We start from the raw sequence: 17,673 nt of genomic DNA, 5'->3' as shown, positions 1-17,673 counted from the left end.
TTAAAAATGATCCTCGATCAATTTCACTCCCCTCTTGATTCTTGACTCTTAACTCTTGATTCTTTTTTAATTATTGAATTTTAACAGAACTTACCACATCGTTCGCGTTGGGCGACAGGGTGGTGAAATTGGTAGTGTTGGAGGTTAGCGTCCAGGAGGTACCAGCAAAATTATCGTTGCTGTACATGGTTACCGTCCATCCCGTAGGTATTTTTACCGACGATGCCCAGTCGTTCACAAAACCCAGGGCCTGCAACTGCGATAAGGTGTAGTTACCCTTAGCTATAGTACTGGTAGCGGTGCCAACATAATTGATATCCTGGTAAAAAGTAACACCTGTCGTAGTACCACCACCAGTCCCAAATACCGTTGCTTTACCATATAGCGCGTTGGAAACACTGCTCAGGTAAGTGTGTGAGTCGGCATTAGGCAGGTTGTAGTACAGATATATGCCATAATTGTTATTGACAGTTTGGGTGGCCAGGGATGCCGCTGTTGATGCACTGGTGCTTTGGATATCAATAGCAGCGGGTCCCAGGTTGCTGGCGGCTAATCCCGGTACGTTCGGTACAGAATAGCTGCCGTAAATGGCATTCCAGCTGTAGTCAACTTTTGAGCCTACGGTTACCCCGTTAAAGCTCAAGCGGGAAGCCGCCGGGCCATAAAAATAAAAGGAAATGATCTTGGTAGGCATCAACTGGCGCAAGGCGGTTACCAAGTAAACAAACGAGCTTGAATTTGGCTGACCTGTTCCGTTGGTTCCATAGTCGGCATATTCATCGTCAAAGTCAATACCGTCAAGACCATAGGTGGTTACGGCATTGGCCAGTAGCTGCGCAAAATCCTGCGCGGCCTGCTTGCTCGGGAAATTAGTTATACCCGCCCCCTGGTGATTACCCAGTATAGAGAGCAGTACTTTTATACCCTTGGCCTGGAGCGGCTGTATCTTGGTGGCGGCATTGTTTAATACCGTAGTTACCTGCGGATTAAAAAATAATTCGGCCTTTTGGGTAGTGGTGTTGTAATTGATATTGGCCGCGAATATAATGCCGATATCAAAAAGCTGCTCCCCGGTTGACAGGGTATAATTGCCCACGTTTAGAATGTCGTTATTGTTCACCTCCACATAACAAACACCTTTGGGGCCGCTAACGCCAATAGCGTTAGTGCCCAGTTTTGATGAAGCATTGTTTGTTTGCTGAGTGGGGGCAAGGTCTTTTTTACAGGCGGCTGTGAACATTAGCGCGGAGCCTAGTACGGCCATAGCTATCCTGTTAAAGGATAAATTCATAGATGTTTTCATGTCGGTTTTTTATTGGTCTTTTTAGGGTAAATGTTAGGGCAATTTCACGGTAGCCTTACCATAAAGCTTGTTGGATACGCTTGTTAAGTAAGTATGAGCATCTGTATTGGGCAGGTTATAATACAGGTAAATACCATAGCTATTGTTTACTGTTTGAGTAGCCAGTGAAGCAGCGGTTGATGAGCTGGTGCTCTGGATATCAATAGCGGCAGGCCCCAGGTTACTTTTAGCTAATCCCGGAACATTTGGTACCGAGTACGAGCCATAAATGGCGTTCCAGCTGTAATTAACTTTTGAGCCTACGGTTACGCCGTTAAAGCTTAAGCGCGATGCCGCCGGGCCGTAAAAGTAAAAAGAGATGAGTTTGGTAGGCATCAGTTGACGTAAGGCGGTTACCAGGTATACAAATGAGCTGGAGTTGGGTTGTCCGGTGCCGTTGGTGCCATAATCGGCATATTCATCATCAAAGTCGATGCCGTCGAGTCCGTAGGTGGTTACGGCGTTAGCTAACAATTGTGCAAAATCCTGTGCGGCCTGCTGACTTGGGAAGTTAGTGATCCCGGCGCCCTGGTGATTACCCAATATAGAAAGCATTACCTTAATGCCTTTGGCCTGTAAGGGTTGAATCTTGGTGGCCGCATTATTTAGTACAGTAGTTACTTGTGGATTAAAAAACAATTCGGCTTTGTGGGTAGTGGTGTTGTAATTAATATTGGCGGCGAAAATAATGCCTATATCAAAAAGCTGCTGCCCGGTTGATAAGGTATACTTGCCCACATTAAGAATATCGTTGCTATTCACTTCCACATAGCAAACGCCTTTGGGGCCGCTAACACCAATGGCGCTGGTGCTTAATTTTGATGAAGCATTGTCCGCCTGTGGTGTTGGGGCCAAATCCTTTTTACAGGCTGCTGTAAACAGCAGCGAAAAGCCTAATACGGCCACTGAGGCTTTGGTTAATAATAAATTAGATGTTTTTCTCATTGTCGGTTTTTTAAATTGGTTTTTTTATAGGTTTTTAATGGGTATTAAGAGCGGTATTTATCCATAAGCGTATTGGTTTATTGGTGGCAACAAAGAAAGAATTGGGGTAAATTAATAGGGAGGGTTGGGTGTTAAACGATTTAGCATTATAATATGTTTAGTTAAATAACTAATAAATGTTAGGTATTTTTTACTATCCGGTAATGTATTGGGCATATATTAATGGGTTTATATGCGTAATGATTTAATTGGTTTACAGGTATATAGACAAACAATAAATAACAATTGCCTACAAGTAATTAAAATTTAATTATATTAATATACATATTATGGCTATATATGGTTTAATAACATCGTTTGCCGCTATAGCCGATAGTATGCCACCAGGAAAAAAACTACATTTGCCATGGCTTTAGGGGTATTCTGTAAAGAATTGAGATAAACCCTTTGAACCTGATCCGGCTGATACCGGCGTAGGGAAAAGTCGGGATGCATTCTGCCCGTTTGCTCAGTCCTGAGCCCCGAAGCCATATTTTTATGAAATTGTAAACCATGAATAAAAAAGCCTATAGCTATCCATCCGTTTTAACGATCGCGGGGTTCGACGGCAGCGGAGGCGCCGGTATACAGGGCGATATCAAAACTATCTCGGCGCTGGGGTGCTATGCCACTTCGGTGCTTACGGCGCTCCCGGTGCAGAATACCTGCGGGGTGAGGTCCGTTTATCCTATCCCTGCTGAAGTGGTGGGAGCACAACTGCAAGCCATATTGGATGATATTTTCCCGGATGCTATTAAGATAGGTATGGTGCATACAACTGAGGTGCTTGAGGTCATTATAAACACCCTGCAGCAGTACCCGGAGGTTCCGGTGGTATTTGATCCGGTCATGGTATCAACCAGCGGGCACCGGCTTTTGGAGAATAGTACGATAGAAGCAATTGTTAAAAAGTTATTTCCACTGGCGGCTGTTATTACCCCTAATCTGGACGAAGCCGCTGTTTTAACCGGGATGCCTGTACATACCCTGGATGATATGCGGATAGCCGGTAAAAAACTCATGGAACTGGGAGCACGCTTCGTATTGTTAAAAGGCGGTCATTTGGATGCTACGCAATTAACCTCCTTATATTTTACAAACGATGGTAAGGTACAGGAATACAGCTTTGAAAAAATAGACACCCAAAATACCCGAGGCACCGGATGCGCCCTGTCATCGGCCATAGCCAGCTACATAGCCCGGGGAAGGTCATTGCCAGACTCGGTAGCTTTGGCGCAGCAATATGTGCACCAGGCCATACTGACCGGTAAAGATGTACAAACCGGTAAAGGCAATGGTCCTCTAAATCACTTTTTTGATCCTGTGGAACTAATTAAGCAGATGATTTAATATAAATAATGTCTTAAAAAGAGGCTGTCACCCTGACCTCCGTCGAAGGGTAGAGTGCAGTGGCCTGTCCACCATGCTTCGACAGGTTCAGCATGACACCCCTTTTCGTCCCCTCCCCGCTTCAGCATTCAGTCTTTACTCATGTCGAATACCTTATAACAGATTTTGCTGTAGTCCTAAACATGGGCGAATTGCTGAAAGCAGGTGCGGTTTATCCAGTTTAGGATTTTACCCCTATCTACTTAAGATTTTACCCCTCCTATATACTATTCAATAGGTAATCTTGCTATACCAATAATCTACCAAAACCAATTAATAAACTTAAGGGATAATTTTTAACCAGGATGACCGGGAGTTAGGCTAGTTTATAATGGGCAGATTGTAGTTTTTCTATGGTTATATGCATTTACAATTAAACCAGAATAAAAATGAGAAGCATTACTTTGTTAATCGGGTTAGTTGCTATTGGCAGCATTTCCTGCAAAAAAAGCAACACTCCTGCGGAGTTAAAAACAGATGTTTTGACCCCAAAAAGCAGTACACAGAGCACTCCACTGGATGATTATTCATTGGTTTGGCAGGATGATTTTAATGGTACGGTACTAGATCCGCGCTGGGATTATCGGGCTGCCAATACTACGCGTACTTATGCTCTGATTTTAAAATCAAATGTTTCATTAACGGGAAATGGTGTATTGCAATTAGCGGCCAGACGTGTTGGCGACAGTAGTTTTACCGCAAGCCAGCTCGCTACGGATCAAAATTTTCTGCAAAAATATGGTTATTTCGAGTGCAGGGCCCAATTAGATACAACTCAAGGGCCACATAGTGGTTTCTGGCTTCAATCACCAACAATGGGCGCTACCTTAAATCCAGGCGTTGATGGTACCGAAATTGATATCATGGAACACCATGATGCAGGTGGCATCCGAAACAGGATTTACCATACCATTCATTGGAACGGTTATGGGGCAAATCATCAATCATCCGGTACAAATGAAACGATCCCGGGCATCGAAAGTGGTTACCACACCTTCGGTTTAGAATGGACTCCTTCACAATATATTTTTTACGTTGATGGTGTAGTGAAGCGCACCGTCACTCAATCTACAGCACCTATTTCTCACCGCAGTGAGTTTGTCCTTTTAAGTATGGAAATTACGGGCTTTGGCGGCAACCGTTTTGCCGGCACTTATCCCGATTTTATTAATTTCGATTACGTAAAAGTTTACAAGCCCATTAAAACATTTGTTTATGGCGATAATAATTTTTCCGGCTCATCAGCACGACTGGGAGTTGGCAATTACACCATGGCACAATTAACCGCATTAGGAATTAGTAATGATAGTTTATCATCAATATCCGTTCCTGATGGTTACAAAGCTATTTTATATGCAGATGATAACTTCCTGGGGAATAACATAACTGTAACAGGAGAGAACAATGATTTAAGCAGTCTTAATTTCAACGATAATGTATCATCCATTAAAATCATGGTGAACTAAAGCTAAGAGTCGCTGGTGTGTTTGAACTGACTTGTCTTCGCTGCACCTCAGTTCCCTTTTTAGGCCAAACGCTTAAATAGGGAGCTTTTTAATCTTCAAGGTCTATCGCAGAGGTACCGAGAGGACGAAAATTAATCATAAACACATAGGAGGTAGCTTTTATTGATGAGGTAATTTACCAGTACTTACAGCTTTTGCTCTTTAGCTGCTTTCTCAATTTCAGGGAGCGATCTTTTATACTCGGCTATGTCCCAGTTTAAATTAAACAGTTTGGCATACTCGGCAATAGGCTGCAGATCCACGGTTTTGCGCCTTTCATCAACATGATCGGGATCTTCTATCGGGTAGAAATACATTTTGCCGGTAGTTTTACTTCTGAATACCTGGCTGCCGTAAATCTGTTTCTTCCCTTCGCGCATAGCAACGCGGTCTTCTAACAGTGCTAAATTACTCGATAGTGTTTTGCCTTCTTTTACCGCGTTCCTGATCATGGGTAAGTATTCTTCCTGCGTGGCCAGGTCGGCGTGCTGTATCACTAAAAACAAGCCCTGGCTGCTATTCATTCCTACATCCTGTGGGCCAAGCCAGCCATACTTTTTTATAATTCCTCTTATCTTAATTAAATTTTTAGCGTCAATTTCCCGCATAGCCTTTATTGCAGAATCGATCTGGGCGCCATTTGCTTTATTTTTCGAAAGTTCCTGCATTCTGTACCTGCCTCCCTGATCATCCTTATAAATGGTGTCAAGCATGAGCATTGCCGGTTTGTTGAATTTATTGCTGTCGATGGTAAAGGAATTTACCTGTGCAATAGATACGGATCGCAAAAAGACCAGGATAAGAGCCGGATAGATATGTTTCAGTTTCATCGTGATAAATTTATGTTTTATATCCATAAGATGAATAATGTTAACGGGAGCCCGTTTTTAAAATTGTCTTCGAGCTGGCTCGTTCGCGTTCAAACTCATGACCAAACACCAGTTGCCTCTTTTATTTTATTCAGGTACATTTAGGGCTTGATTGACTAATTAAATGAAAAGAACTTTATTTACCTATTTATGGCTGACGATAACGGCTATCAGCGTATATGCCCAGCCCCAGGCACCTGATGCCGAATACATCAAGGCCAATTATCAGAAATACGAATACCAGATACCTATGCGCGATGGTAAAAAGCTGTTTACCTCGGTATATGTACCCAAAGATCAGTCGAAAAAGTACCCCATCATGATGGACCGTACGCCCTACAGCGTTGCACCCTATGGGACCGATCTGTATAAAGGGGGCCTGGGACCATCATCCTTATTTGTGCATGATGGTTTTATTTTTGTTTACCAGGACGTGCGTGGCCGCTGGATGAGCGAAGGTGTTTTTGAAGAAATGACGCCCGAAAAAGAGGTGCACAAAACCAAGAATGATGTTGACGAAGGCACCGATACTTATGATACCATCAATTGGCTGCTTAAAAATCTGCCCAATAACAATGGTAAGGTAGGGGTATGGGGTATATCCTATCCTGGCTTTTATACCACAGCCTCATTGCTGAGCCGCCATCCGGCATTGGTTGCCGCATCACCGCAAGCCCCTATGGCCGATCTGTATCGCGATGACGCTTTTCATAACGGGGCCTTTATGCTGGTAGCTAACTTTGGATTTTATCCGTTTTTTACCAATCGCCAGGACGATAAGCCTACACAACGCCGTGCACCCGGGCTTAATGCAGGAACCGAAGATGGTTATGATTTTTTCCTTCGGATGGGGTCGGTAAAAAATACGAACGATAAATTTTATAAAGATACCATCCGGCTGTGGAATGAGATGCTGGATCATCCTGATTATGATCAGCACTGGAAAGACCGTAACGTGTTAACTCATTTGCACGATATTAAAACCGCTGTACTGGTTACCGGTGGCTGGTATGATGCCGAAGATCTGTACGGCGCTATCAATACCTACAAAACATTGGTGAAAGAAAATCCTAAAACACCCGTTTACTTTACCATGGGCCCCTGGGTGCATGGCGGCTGGGCCCGCGGCGATGGCGATCATTTAGGCGATGTAGATTTTGGCGGGCCAACCGGACCTTTTTATCGCGAGAAGATAGAGTTCGCCTTTTTTAGTCATTACCTCAAAGGTACCGACCTGAACCTGGCGCCTGTGTCTGCATTTGAAACCGGCGCCAATCAGTGGAAAACCTATAATGCGTGGCCGGCAAAAGAAGCTGCCGAAAAGAACCTGTACCTGCTGCCTGGCGGAAAACTGGCTTTTGATGCACCGGCAACTACGGCTGGTACTTTTGACGAATTTATATCTGATCCGAACAAACCTGTGCCTTTTACCAATGATATTACCATGGATATGAAGCGGGAGTACATGACCGGCGATCAGCGTTTTGCCGCCCGCAGGCCCGATGTATTGACGTATGCAACCGATGTATTGGATAAGGATGTAACATTGGCCGGTAACATCTGGGCCAATCTGAAAGTATCAACCACTGGTACCGATGCCGACTGGGTGGTTAAGGTAATTGATGTATATCCCGATTCAACCAAAAACAATAAATGGACAGGCAAGGATGTTTACCTGTCGGGCTATCAGCAAATGGTACGCAGCGAGGCTATCCGTGGTAAATACCGTAATGATTTTGGTAAACCCGAACCATTTGTACCAGGCCAGGTAACGCCGGTTAACTTTGAGCTGCAGGATGTGCTGCACACCTTTAAAAAAGGTCACCGCTTAATGGTGCAGGTGCAAAGTACCTGGTTCCCGCTTATCGACAGGAATACCCAGCAGTTTCAGGATATCATGAAAGCAAAAGATACCGACTTTAAAAAGGCGACCCACCGCGTTTATACCTCAAAAGATAGCCCAAGCTTTTTGAAAGTAAGGGTGATAGAATAGGGTGAATGTCGAACACCGGATGCTGAATGTAGAATACCGAAAGTCTATTGTTCAGCATCCGGTATAGAAAAAATTAAAAAGCAAGGGATAGCGCGATTCCTTCCCTGGGGAAGGGGAGGAAGGGGTTTATGGGATAGAACGGTAACGTTGTCACTTGCATAAATTGCTCCTTGTGATTGTTATCTGTATCTGCAGTAGCCATTTGCCGGATCGCTATTGAAACTTTGTATAATTTTGATTTATGGAACCTTCACAATTAACAGTTATAGATACAAAAGTGATCTCAGCAGAACACCCGGTGGATTATTTCAATACCATCCTGAGTAACGTGAATGATCATATCGTGCGGATCGGGATCATGACCGAAGCCTATTTCTGGCACCTGCATCCCAATTCCGACGAAACCTTCCTGGTGCTGGAAGGCACCCTGCTAATCGACCTGGAGACCGGCACCCTCGAATTGCAGCCCGGGCAACTGTTAACTATCCCTAAAAATACACGTCACCGCACCCGCCCCGGCGGGGAGCGATCTGTAAACCTCACTATCGAACATAAAAACACAGAGACGGTAATGGGCTAAGCGAATATGCTGCGATCAAGGAAATCGAGTTGAAAATGCAGCATGTCATGCCGAATTTATTTCGGCATCCCACAGGATATTCACGCCTGCCGGATCTGCGATTTGCCTGTTGCAGACCTATCCTGTGCTTACCTGCAAGTGGGATGCCGAAATAAATTCGGCATGACCTCTATTTGATGCCCCCATCTTCTTGTATGATCGGCCAATATTTCGTATATTAGTACAAGCAGCCCGGTTTCCTATTTTTTTAGGAAACCGGGCTGTTTAGTTAAGAGAAAAATAGACCCAAAAATCGACCGATTGGTATGTAGTTATTTGATTATCAATAAACTAATACTTTTTAAACCTTTCAAAACCATGTTAAAATTTGTTAAAAAGTGTTAAAATGAGGGGTTTTGAATGAATTTTGAGCAGTTTTCGACGCGTTTTGACCCTGTTTTTAGTTAAAAAATTGTTAAAATAAAGCTTTAAAAAGTTTTTGCTACCCGCAGGTCAACGCAAGTCCGGTGTAAAAATAACGGTTGTGGTATAATGCAGAATTTGTGCTAAACTATAGTTTTGGAGTTGAAACCTGAAGATCCAAACTTATCAGTGAAAAACGCATGAAAAATCTACTGTTTATTTTATTGCTGTTTGTTATAAGCGGTGCCTATGGTCAACAAACCAAGGTCGAAAATAATATGGTGTATAAATCGGTACCATTATCTAAAAATGATGCGGGTTTTTTGGCGTTAAAGCGGACTGCTCAAAAATACTTGCCTCAGTTTATTGATAGCCTGCAAAAGCACGGAGGTGATAGTCAGGGCTACCGTTTTGTAGTAAAATCCGACTTTGTAGAGGGCGACACTCATGAACATATGTGGTCTGAAGTGGTTGGCTATAGTAATGGGGTTTTTAAAGCCATATTTATCGACTCGCCTTTTACGCTTAAAAATATTAAACTCGGCGATAAGATCAGCATTAAACAAGCCGATGTAGAGGATTGGGCAGTCCATAATTTACGAACCAAAAAAATAACGGGTGAGTTTTCGGAAAAATACCTGAACAGCAAACAGTAATTAAGCCAGTTTCAGGTTGGGATAAAATTGATCAGCTTCCCGACAAAGTTACCGGCGAAACATTAGGATAAGCCTGGTATAATATATAAGCGCCATTGCTGTCTGTAACCACTTTAAGGCCTTGTTTTTTATTGCCTTGTGCCACACTTACATTTTTCCAGCCGGCCGGTACATAGGTTTTAAGTGTAAGCGGAATGTTGTAAAAAACTTTGCTAAGCGGGTGACTGATATTAACAGTTATTTTATTGCCTTTTAAACTGCTTTGTACTTTGGCGCTTTGCCTTTCGCGCATGTATTTGGTTACATCGCCAAAAGTGGCCACCCAAAGTTTATCCTGGTGATCTTTAATATAGGTAAAATATTCGTCCAGCTCCTGATGGGGTAGGGCTTCCCAACCTATACCGTCAACACCGTGATGGGTAAGTACCAGCCAGGTATCTTTCCTGTTCATGGTGGTATCTACCCAGGCTTTCATCATGGGTAATGGAGTTTTGGTTGTTGCACCGCGCTGGTATTGTACATATTCCTTATTGGTATTGCCGGGAGTATCCTTGTTACCACGGCTTATTTCTTTGAGCCAGGGTTCGGGCATACGGTTGCGCAGGGCAGGATATACCTTAGCCAGGTAAGCTACGGCACGCTCATTCTCGGTGCCAAAGGGCCCTTCGGCACTGAAGGTGTATGCGAGGCCTAAATGATTTAAAACATCCAGCCGGCTTTTTTCGGCTTCGTACATTAAATTGGTTTCATCAAGGGCGGCCAGGCGGGGATGGGTTACCATATGACTGGCAAATTCATGGCCTTGCGCCGCATAAGTTTTGATCTGTGCCCAGGTAGTGCCATGAGCGTCTTTATATTCGTCGTTATGCTGTACGCCGGGTTTAAATTCGCCGTTACGAACTTTAGCATAGCATTCATCAATGGCTTTATAGGCGGCTTCGGTTTTACCGGCATCTACTAATGATCCGGCTTTATAATGATAATCCAGTGGACCGACCAGCCCCAGATAGCCTGCTGCTGAAGCCCGCTCGGAAAAGTTGTCCTTATTGGTTGGTATGGTAGCTGTTTCCTTGATGATATCTTTTACTGGGCGTCCAATGAATTTACCATGATATTGTGAGCCCGGTATTTGCCCGGTGATGATAAAAAATGTAGCCGGTAATTGCAGCCTGTTGAGTATGGGTAGCGCTACTTTGAACTGATTGATGGAGCCATCATCCCAGGTGATAGATACCGCGCCATTGCGACCGTACTGCCATTTGGTTATTTGGGTTTTACCCGCTTGGGCATTTACCAACTGACCTAAAAACAAGATAGCGATAACCAGCAGAAACAGTTTTTTCATTATAAAAAGGTTTATGTAGCTAATATAACACACTTACACAATGATGTACTGCATTAATGCTTTTGTAACAAAATAGTTAATGATGCGATGATTATGTTCTTATTAATTTAAACTAATTCTAAATAATGTTTGCAAATCAGGATTGCGTTGTTATTTTTGCGCTTAATTAGACTCAATCTAAATTAAATGGCAAAACACTTACACAACACCCTGCAAAAAATCTCTTTCCTTCTCTTAGTTCTATTCATAACTATTTTAACAGCAAAAGCCGATGACGAAGGCGTTAACGGAAAAATATCCGGATTTGTTAAAACAAGCGACGGTTTACCGGCAGCATTTGTTAATGTATCCATAAAAGGTTTAAATAAAAGCACCATGACCATTGGCGATGGTTCCTTCATCTTTAACAACATAAAACCCGGGACTTATTTATTAACAACATCGTATATAGGTACTAAAAGTGAGGAGAAAACGGTAGAGGTGCTGGCTAAACAAACTACTACTGTCAGTTTTATACTGAGTGAAAGTGCGGCGCAACTTAATGAGGTGGTTGTATCTTCTACAAAAACCATCAACAGTAAAAAGCTAAGTGTGGGCAAAATGAATGTATCGCCCATAGATCTGCCCCAAAGTGTTACTGTTATAGGGCGCGATGTGCTTGATCAGCAACAATCATTACGGTTAAGTGATGTAACTAAAAACATCAATGGCGTTTATTTGTACAGTGCCCGTGGCAATACCCAGGAAACCTTTGGCGCGCGTGGGTATAATTTTTCAAGCACCAATATGTTTAAGAATGGTTTCCGTATAAACTCAGGTGTAATGCCTGAGATCAGTTCGCTTGAGCAGGTGGAAGTTTTAAAAGGTAGTGCCGCTTTGCTTTATGGCAACGTTGCACCGGGCGGTATACTGAACCTGGTTACCAAAAAACCAAAGTTTGAGCAAGGTGGCCAGATATCTATGACCTATGGTAGTTACGATCTGTATAAGCCGGTTTTTGATGTTTATGGTCCTATATCATCTAAATTGGCATACCGCGTAAACGGAACCTATGAAAATGCTAAAAGCTTTCGCGATAACGTAAAATCAGAACGTGAATACATCAACCCTTCGTTCCTGTACAAGATCAGTGATAAAACCCAAATCATTGTTGAAGGTGATTACCTGAACTATGATTTTACACCTGATTTTGGAACCGGGCAAATCAATAACGTAATTGCTAAAGTGCCACGTAATCGTTACCTGGGGGCGTTATGGTCAACCGGTAACACCAAGCAAACAACAGCTACGGCTACTATTAACCACCAGATCAATAGTTTATGGCAGCTAAGTGGTGGGTTTTCCTATCAGCATTTTGACCGTCAGTATCAAACTACCGAACGTGTGCTGCCTGATACACTTACCGGCGACTGGGCGCGTACCTTAAATCGTGCTAAAACACTGGAGGATTATTATACCGGCCAGTTTAATATAACCGGTCAGTTCAATACAGGCTCTATCAAACATAATATTTTAGTGGGTGTTGATGCCGACTGGTATAGAAACACCAACTATACCTATGTGGCCACAGTAAATAAAGTATCAAGTTATCTTGATCAGAATAATGCACTTCAAAATGCAGTTTATGATAAGATCAACATTCTTGATCTTGCTAAATATACCCAGCGTACAGATAAGCCAACCATGAACCCTTTTTATAACGTTTTAACGCTTACAAACCGTTTTGGCGCTTATTTTAATGATTTGATCAGCTTATCGGATAAAGTAAAAGTGTTGGCAGGTTTACGCTGGTCATATCAATACATATCGCCAACAACGGTTAGCACTTATTATAACACAAGCCCTGCTTTAGCACAACCCGCAGCCGGTAAAGAGGATAAAGCATTTTCGCCAAGGGTTGGCATAGTTTATAAGCCATTAACCAATACTGCTTTATTTGCCAGCTATTCAAATTCGTTTGTTGTAAATACCGGTACAGATGTTAATAACAATCCACTTGATCCTTCGCTGCTTGATCAATATGAATTTGGTGTTAAAAACGATTTCCTAAACGGTAACTTGTCGGTAAATGTAACAGCTTACCGGATACTGAATAATAACCTGGCGCAAACAGCAGTTTTTCAGGCCGATGGTGTTACACCTAATACCAATACCAACATTAAAACATTAACGGGGCAAACCAAAAGCGATGGTGTTGAACTGGATATTGCGGGCCATCCGGTAAAGGGGCTTGATATATTGGCAGGTTATAGCTATACCAATGCCAGGTATACCAAAACACCAACAGCGGTAGGCAGCAATATAGCTGGTCAGCCATTGGTGAATGTACCTAAGCATACCGCAAATACCAGCTTATTTTATACTTTTTATAATGGCGATCTGAAAGGTTTTAAAGTTGGCGCTTCTGTTTATTACCTGGGCGATCGCATTGCCGGTAATGCCAATACCGTTGGACAAACACCAACCTCAACACAACCCAGATCAAGACTGGTTAATGTTCCAGGATTTACCACGGTTGACGCATCGGTAGGATACAGTTATAAAAAATTATCCATCATCGGCAAAATATCAAACATAGGTAATGTGCTTAATTACAATGTGCACGAAAACTACAGCATAAACCCAATACCACCACGACAGTTTTTAACCACATTAGCTTATAAGTTTTAAGATTTTTAACCCACAAAATAAAATATAAGAACCGGTTATGCTTTGCATACCGGTTTTTGCAGATACAGCAGCTATGAAGGTTTTTTTCCGCACGATACATCTTTACCTGAGCCTGGCGGCTGGTATTATCATTTTTTGCTCGTGTTTTACGGGTACCATGCTGGTTTTTGAAAAGGAGATACAGCACGCGCTTCATCCACAGCGTTACTCTATAAAACCACAGGGGCCAAGGATGGCTTTGGCGAACCTGGTGCCCGAAGCTTTAAAACAGGTGCCCCGGGCTAAACTCTCATCGGTTATGGTGTATAACGACCCTGAGCGCGCCACCGAGATAGCGGTAATAATTCCTGAAAAGAAGAACAAAAAAGACGCAGAGCATTCGGCTCCGAAAACAGAAAAAGGGAAAGGCCATGACCATAAAGACAAGAAACCAAAGGCGGATGAAAAGCCTAACCTTACTCTTTTTGTAAACCCCTATACAGGTCAGGTAATTGAGCAGTTTAACCGTCGCCAAACTTTTCTGTATAATGTAGAGATGTTTCACCGCTTTTTACTGGGAGCAAAGAATAGTTTTGGCGATTGGGTAGTATCGTTATCTACGCTTATTTTTCTGTTTATATTGATCACTGGGGTGATACTATGGTGGCCCAAGACAAAAGCGATCATGCGGCAACGCCTTAAAATTAAGTGGGATGGCAGCACCAAAAGGTTAGTGCATGATCTGCATATAGTCACCGGCTTTTATACTTCGGTGTTTTTGATCGTGGTGGTATTAACCGGGTTGATCATGACTTTTAAATGGGCCAATGTTACCTTGTTCGCTATTCTGGGGTCAAAGCCACCTGTTAAGGAGCAAGTCAAAGCACCGCTGTCTGTCTACAAACCCAACACAGCTGCTTTATCTGCTGATGCGGTTTTAGCTGATATGAGTAAAACAATTACCACAGCCGACTACTATACCGTTCGCCTCCCGCGCGATTCATCGGCCACCTATGCAGTAAATGTTTGGCCAAAAGGAGCTTTGGAAACCACCGCGGATATCTATTATATTGATCAGTATAGCGGCAGCCTGGCGGGATCTCAAACGTTTGCCTCTAAGAGTTTGGGTCAGCGGGTAAGGGCTTTTATAAAGCCGGTACATACCGGGGCGGTGTATGGTTTGCCTACCCAGATACTCAGTTTTGTGGTTTGTGCCTTGTCGCTCATATTCCCGGTAACAGGGGTAATGATGTGGTTAAACCGTACGAAGAAAAAGAAGCCCCGCACCAAGACCGCGGTCGCAGCTTAAATTACTAGATATAACAAGACCTCTACCTTCTGGACAAGTTGAGCTATATAACTTCCCCAATATAGCTTTGATTTTTACGATCAATCCAAACGCTCTTAAATATTACACTTATTAATTAAAAACACGCAAACGTTTGTTTATATATTTGATATGTATTTTGCATATTTAATATGTTATGATTATTGAAAATTTAATAATATTAATTTTTTTTATAATTTTTTCAGATGATTCCTGATTAATTATAAGAATATGCACTAAAAAATGATTTAGTCGCTTTTTTAACGTTCGATATCAAAACAAACGTTTGCGTAGAAATATAAAAAAATAATAAATTTCACCTATGTACCTTACTATTTAGTAAATCAAATATCAGATCTTTTAATTTCTTGATCTGTAATTGAATTTACACTTATTTAAATAGTCAAGCCTAAAACCGAATAACATAAACTAACTATGATTTCTTTTTTTGAATCTAAAACTAACGGCCCAAAGGCAGCAAAACTATTACTTGACATTTTGAATGTTAAAGTTACCGCAACAACACTGTCCAGGGAAATAGAAGAGCATCCGGATTATCCAAGTCTGTTGAGCATAAGCGATGTGTTAAACAATCACGGCGTTGAAAATATGGGGATAAGAGTTGATCCCGAAAAATTTGAGGAACTCCCCTGTCCATTTATTACTCAGATGCGGTGGGGAAAGGGGCCGACAAATTTGTTTACAGTTGTAAAAGAAGTGAAAGAAAATATTATCCATTTTTTTGATCCGGAAAAATATCGATGGACTTCTCTTGCTAAAGAGGATTTTCTAAAACAGTGGTTAGGAATTGCACTATTAGCTGAAGCCAAAGATGATGCGGGTGAAAAGGATTATAACAAAAACATTAAGGAAGAAAACAGGAAAAATACCATTCAATATTTAAGCGCTTTTTGCATACCTGTTATAGCTATTGTTACCGGGTTATTGGCCTTAGTACAGTTGGGGACAAATGCTTTACTTCCGTTTGTCTTTTCTTTGTTAACCCTTGCGGGGACTATCACCGGGGCTTTATTACTTTGGTATGAATTGGATCAACATAACCCCGTATTACAGCAAATCTGTAGCTCCGGTAAAAAGGTAAACTGTGGAGCTATATTACAATCTAAAGCTGCAAAAATTTGGGGTATTAGCTGGAGCGCTATAGGTTTTAGTTATTTCATGGGGGTATTGCTGTTGTTATTGTTTTCTGGCATCACCAATCCTGCTGTTTTGTTTGTGGCATCCTGGCTAAATGTAATAGCTGTACCCTATGTTGTATTCTCTGTTTATTATCAATGGCGTGTAGCCAAACAGTGGTGTATATTGTGCTTATGTGTGCAGGGCTTATTGGTGTTGCAGCTGGCAACTACACTTTTGGGCGGCTGGCATACTTTACTATCATTTAGCACCATTGAACCTGGATTGATCATTTCAACTTTAACGGCCCTTGTTATCCCATTTATCGTTACCACGTTGTTAGTGCCTGCTTTTCAAAAAGTTAAAGAAAGTAAACGGATTAATACCGAACTGCAAAAGTTAAAACATAACCGGGAGATATTTGGAGCTTTACTGCAAAAACAAAAAGGAATAACCGGAAACACCGAAGGCCTGGGTATAGTTCTAGGCAATCCGAATGGCGTTTATAAGCTAATTAAAGTATGTAGCCCTTATTGCGGGGCCTGTGTGCGGGCCCATGAGCCTATGGAAAGACTGCTGCATAACAATGATGACCTGCAAATACAAATCATATTTACTGCTACCAATAAAGAAGGCGACCATACAGCGCCTCCCGTAAAGCATTTATTAGCCATAGCCGGAAAGAATGATGAAGTATTAACGAAACAAGCGTTAGACGATTGGTATATAGGGGGGAAAGGAGATTATGAGGCTTTTGCTAAAAAGTATCCGATGAATGGAGAGTTAAAACTGCAAAATGATAAAGTAGAAGCCATGACCCAATGGTGCAATAAAACAGATATAGTCTATACACCTACGTTTTTTGTGTCGCTCTCTGAAAACAATGATGAAGAGGTAACAAGATACTATCAATTACCTGAGGTATATAATGTGGCTGATTTGCAATATTTCTTTTCTGTATAAAATAGCTATTCGTAATGTATCGGATAATATAAAAAGGAGGTAACCTGATCAGCAACTCACATGATTGTCCCTAATGCTTCTGGGATTAATAAAAAGAAGCAAAAACCATTAACCAATACAATTTATAAAACAATGAAAAAACTAAAATTAAAAGCACAGGAATTAAACGCTAATGAAGTACTTAGCAGAACACAATTAAAAAAAATATCGGGTGGTGGCAGTAGTTGTATTAAGGATGGTGATGCCTGTGGATTTTTTACACCATGCTGTAACGCTTGTCTTCCAACATTCTCCTGTGGTAAATACGCATAAACCGAAAATAGAAGAGTAAGACTATTGCCTACGAAAAACGGTTGAGCCAAAACTTGGCCGTTTTTCTCCTATAATTTGCTCATAAACAGAAGACAATCTTTCACTTATTTACAAATTTTAGTGTACAGATAGATACTGGGAAAGTTTGCCTTTCAATACAAATAACCAAGTGTATGGGTATGTAATAAGGGTGCACTGATACAAAAGTAGCCCAAAGTAT

At 41.9% G+C, this 17,673-nt stretch carries 13 protein-coding genes and 1 riboswitch; of the genes, 9 read left to right on the top strand and 4 right to left on the bottom strand.

Translation table 11 applies throughout. The features are described 5' to 3' along the window. Nucleotides 1-70: 70 nt before the first annotated feature. Both AC57BQ_RS17835 and AC57BQ_RS17830 read right to left on the bottom strand, forming a co-directional pair. The gene (locus AC57BQ_RS17835) at nucleotides 71-1,303 is read right to left on the bottom strand and encodes an endo-beta-N-acetylglucosaminidase H (protein ID WP_496407559.1); all 1,233 of its coding nucleotides are present in this window, start codon (nucleotides 1,301-1,303) and stop codon (nucleotides 71-73) included. A gap of 33 nt (nucleotides 1,304-1,336) precedes the next feature. Further along, entirely contained in the window at nucleotides 1,337-2,287 is a 951-nt protein-coding gene (locus AC57BQ_RS17830) for an endo-beta-N-acetylglucosaminidase H (RefSeq protein WP_496407558.1), read from the bottom strand. 404 nt (nucleotides 2,288-2,691) lie between these two features. Further along, nucleotides 2,692-2,784: riboswitch (TPP riboswitch) on the top strand. A gap of 55 nt (nucleotides 2,785-2,839) precedes the next feature. Between AC57BQ_RS17830 and thiD the strand changes: the two genes are divergently transcribed. Together thiD and AC57BQ_RS17820 are read left to right on the top strand one after the other, a co-directional pair. Continuing rightward, on the top strand, nucleotides 2,840-3,676 hold the full coding sequence (gene thiD / locus AC57BQ_RS17825) for a bifunctional hydroxymethylpyrimidine kinase/phosphomethylpyrimidine kinase (RefSeq protein WP_496407557.1): 837 nt from the start codon (nucleotides 2,840-2,842) through the stop codon (nucleotides 3,674-3,676). 428 nt (nucleotides 3,677-4,104) lie between these two features. Beyond that, nucleotides 4,105-5,181, top strand: a complete 1,077-nt coding sequence (locus AC57BQ_RS17820; protein WP_496407556.1) for a family 16 glycosylhydrolase — start codon at nucleotides 4,105-4,107, stop codon at nucleotides 5,179-5,181. Nucleotides 5,182-5,366: 185 nt separating this feature from the next. Here AC57BQ_RS17820 and AC57BQ_RS17815 read toward each other — a convergent pair whose 3' ends face one another. Next, entirely contained in the window at nucleotides 5,367-6,050 is a 684-nt protein-coding gene (locus AC57BQ_RS17815) for a DUF6624 domain-containing protein (protein ID WP_496407555.1), read from the bottom strand. Nucleotides 6,051-6,213: 163 nt separating this feature from the next. Between AC57BQ_RS17815 and AC57BQ_RS17810 the strand changes: the two genes are divergently transcribed. From AC57BQ_RS17810 to AC57BQ_RS17800, 3 genes are all read left to right on the top strand, one after another. Beyond that, nucleotides 6,214-8,082 carry a CocE/NonD family hydrolase gene (locus tag AC57BQ_RS17810; RefSeq protein WP_496407554.1) on the top strand — a complete coding sequence of 623 codons (1,869 nt, stop codon included), beginning with the start codon at nucleotides 6,214-6,216 and terminating at the stop codon, nucleotides 8,080-8,082. A gap of 241 nt (nucleotides 8,083-8,323) precedes the next feature. Further along, on the top strand, nucleotides 8,324-8,662 hold the full coding sequence (locus AC57BQ_RS17805) for a cupin domain-containing protein (protein WP_496407553.1): 339 nt from the start codon (nucleotides 8,324-8,326) through the stop codon (nucleotides 8,660-8,662). Between the two features lie 602 nt (nucleotides 8,663-9,264). Further along, on the top strand, nucleotides 9,265-9,720 hold the full coding sequence (locus AC57BQ_RS17800) for a DUF2314 domain-containing protein (RefSeq protein WP_496407552.1): 456 nt from the start codon (nucleotides 9,265-9,267) through the stop codon (nucleotides 9,718-9,720). Nucleotides 9,721-9,751: 31 nt separating this feature from the next. Here AC57BQ_RS17800 and AC57BQ_RS17795 read toward each other — a convergent pair whose 3' ends face one another. Next, the gene (locus AC57BQ_RS17795) at nucleotides 9,752-11,065 is read right to left on the bottom strand and encodes a polysaccharide deacetylase family protein (RefSeq protein WP_496407551.1); all 1,314 of its coding nucleotides are present in this window, start codon (nucleotides 11,063-11,065) and stop codon (nucleotides 9,752-9,754) included. A 186-nt stretch (nucleotides 11,066-11,251) separates the two neighbouring features. Here AC57BQ_RS17795 and AC57BQ_RS17790 point away from each other — a divergent pair, with 186 nt between their 5' ends. From AC57BQ_RS17790 to AC57BQ_RS17775, 4 genes are all read left to right on the top strand, one after another. Next, nucleotides 11,252-13,735, top strand: coding sequence for a TonB-dependent siderophore receptor (locus AC57BQ_RS17790; protein WP_496407550.1), 2,484 nt, complete (start codon nucleotides 11,252-11,254; stop codon nucleotides 13,733-13,735). Between the two features lie 37 nt (nucleotides 13,736-13,772). Further along, complete coding sequence (locus AC57BQ_RS17785) at nucleotides 13,773-15,023, top strand: PepSY-associated TM helix domain-containing protein (protein WP_496407549.1); 1,251 nt, start codon at nucleotides 13,773-13,775, stop codon at nucleotides 15,021-15,023. 453 nt (nucleotides 15,024-15,476) lie between these two features. After that, complete coding sequence (locus tag AC57BQ_RS17780; RefSeq protein WP_496407548.1) at nucleotides 15,477-17,141, top strand: vitamin K epoxide reductase family protein; 1,665 nt, start codon at nucleotides 15,477-15,479, stop codon at nucleotides 17,139-17,141. Between the two features lie 132 nt (nucleotides 17,142-17,273). Continuing rightward, complete coding sequence (locus tag AC57BQ_RS17775; RefSeq protein WP_496407547.1) at nucleotides 17,274-17,453, top strand: hypothetical protein; 180 nt, start codon at nucleotides 17,274-17,276, stop codon at nucleotides 17,451-17,453. Nucleotides 17,454-17,673 lie beyond the last annotated feature (220 nt).

Source organism: Mucilaginibacter sp. BGA-UO-ETr-C110 (genome assembly GCF_059567985.1).
This window is presented reverse-complemented; position numbering and strand designations above follow the sequence as displayed.

What these genes read in the sequence shown, in the direction of transcription:
- AC57BQ_RS17835 (WP_496407559.1), bottom strand. Translation starts at nt 1,303, where the DNA reads ATGAAAACATCTATGAATTTATCCTTTAACAGGATAGCTATGGCCGTA.
- AC57BQ_RS17830 (WP_496407558.1), bottom strand. Translation starts at nt 2,287, where the DNA reads ATGAGAAAAACATCTAATTTATTATTAACCAAAGCCTCAGTGGCCGTA.
- thiD (WP_496407557.1), top strand. Translation starts at nt 2,840, where the DNA reads ATGAATAAAAAAGCCTATAGCTATCCATCCGTTTTAACGATCGCGGGG.
- AC57BQ_RS17820 (WP_496407556.1), top strand. Translation starts at nt 4,105, where the DNA reads ATGAGAAGCATTACTTTGTTAATCGGGTTAGTTGCTATTGGCAGCATT.
- AC57BQ_RS17815 (WP_496407555.1), bottom strand. Translation starts at nt 6,050, where the DNA reads ATGAAACTGAAACATATCTATCCGGCTCTTATCCTGGTCTTTTTGCGA.
- AC57BQ_RS17810 (WP_496407554.1), top strand. Translation starts at nt 6,214, where the DNA reads ATGAAAAGAACTTTATTTACCTATTTATGGCTGACGATAACGGCTATC.
- AC57BQ_RS17805 (WP_496407553.1), top strand. Translation starts at nt 8,324, where the DNA reads ATGGAACCTTCACAATTAACAGTTATAGATACAAAAGTGATCTCAGCA.
- AC57BQ_RS17800 (WP_496407552.1), top strand. Translation starts at nt 9,265, where the DNA reads ATGAAAAATCTACTGTTTATTTTATTGCTGTTTGTTATAAGCGGTGCC.
- AC57BQ_RS17795 (WP_496407551.1), bottom strand. Translation starts at nt 11,065, where the DNA reads ATGAAAAAACTGTTTCTGCTGGTTATCGCTATCTTGTTTTTAGGTCAG.
- AC57BQ_RS17790 (WP_496407550.1), top strand. Translation starts at nt 11,252, where the DNA reads ATGGCAAAACACTTACACAACACCCTGCAAAAAATCTCTTTCCTTCTC.
- AC57BQ_RS17785 (WP_496407549.1), top strand. Translation starts at nt 13,773, where the DNA reads ATGCTTTGCATACCGGTTTTTGCAGATACAGCAGCTATGAAGGTTTTT.
- AC57BQ_RS17780 (WP_496407548.1), top strand. Translation starts at nt 15,477, where the DNA reads ATGATTTCTTTTTTTGAATCTAAAACTAACGGCCCAAAGGCAGCAAAA.
- AC57BQ_RS17775 (WP_496407547.1), top strand. Translation starts at nt 17,274, where the DNA reads ATGAAAAAACTAAAATTAAAAGCACAGGAATTAAACGCTAATGAAGTA.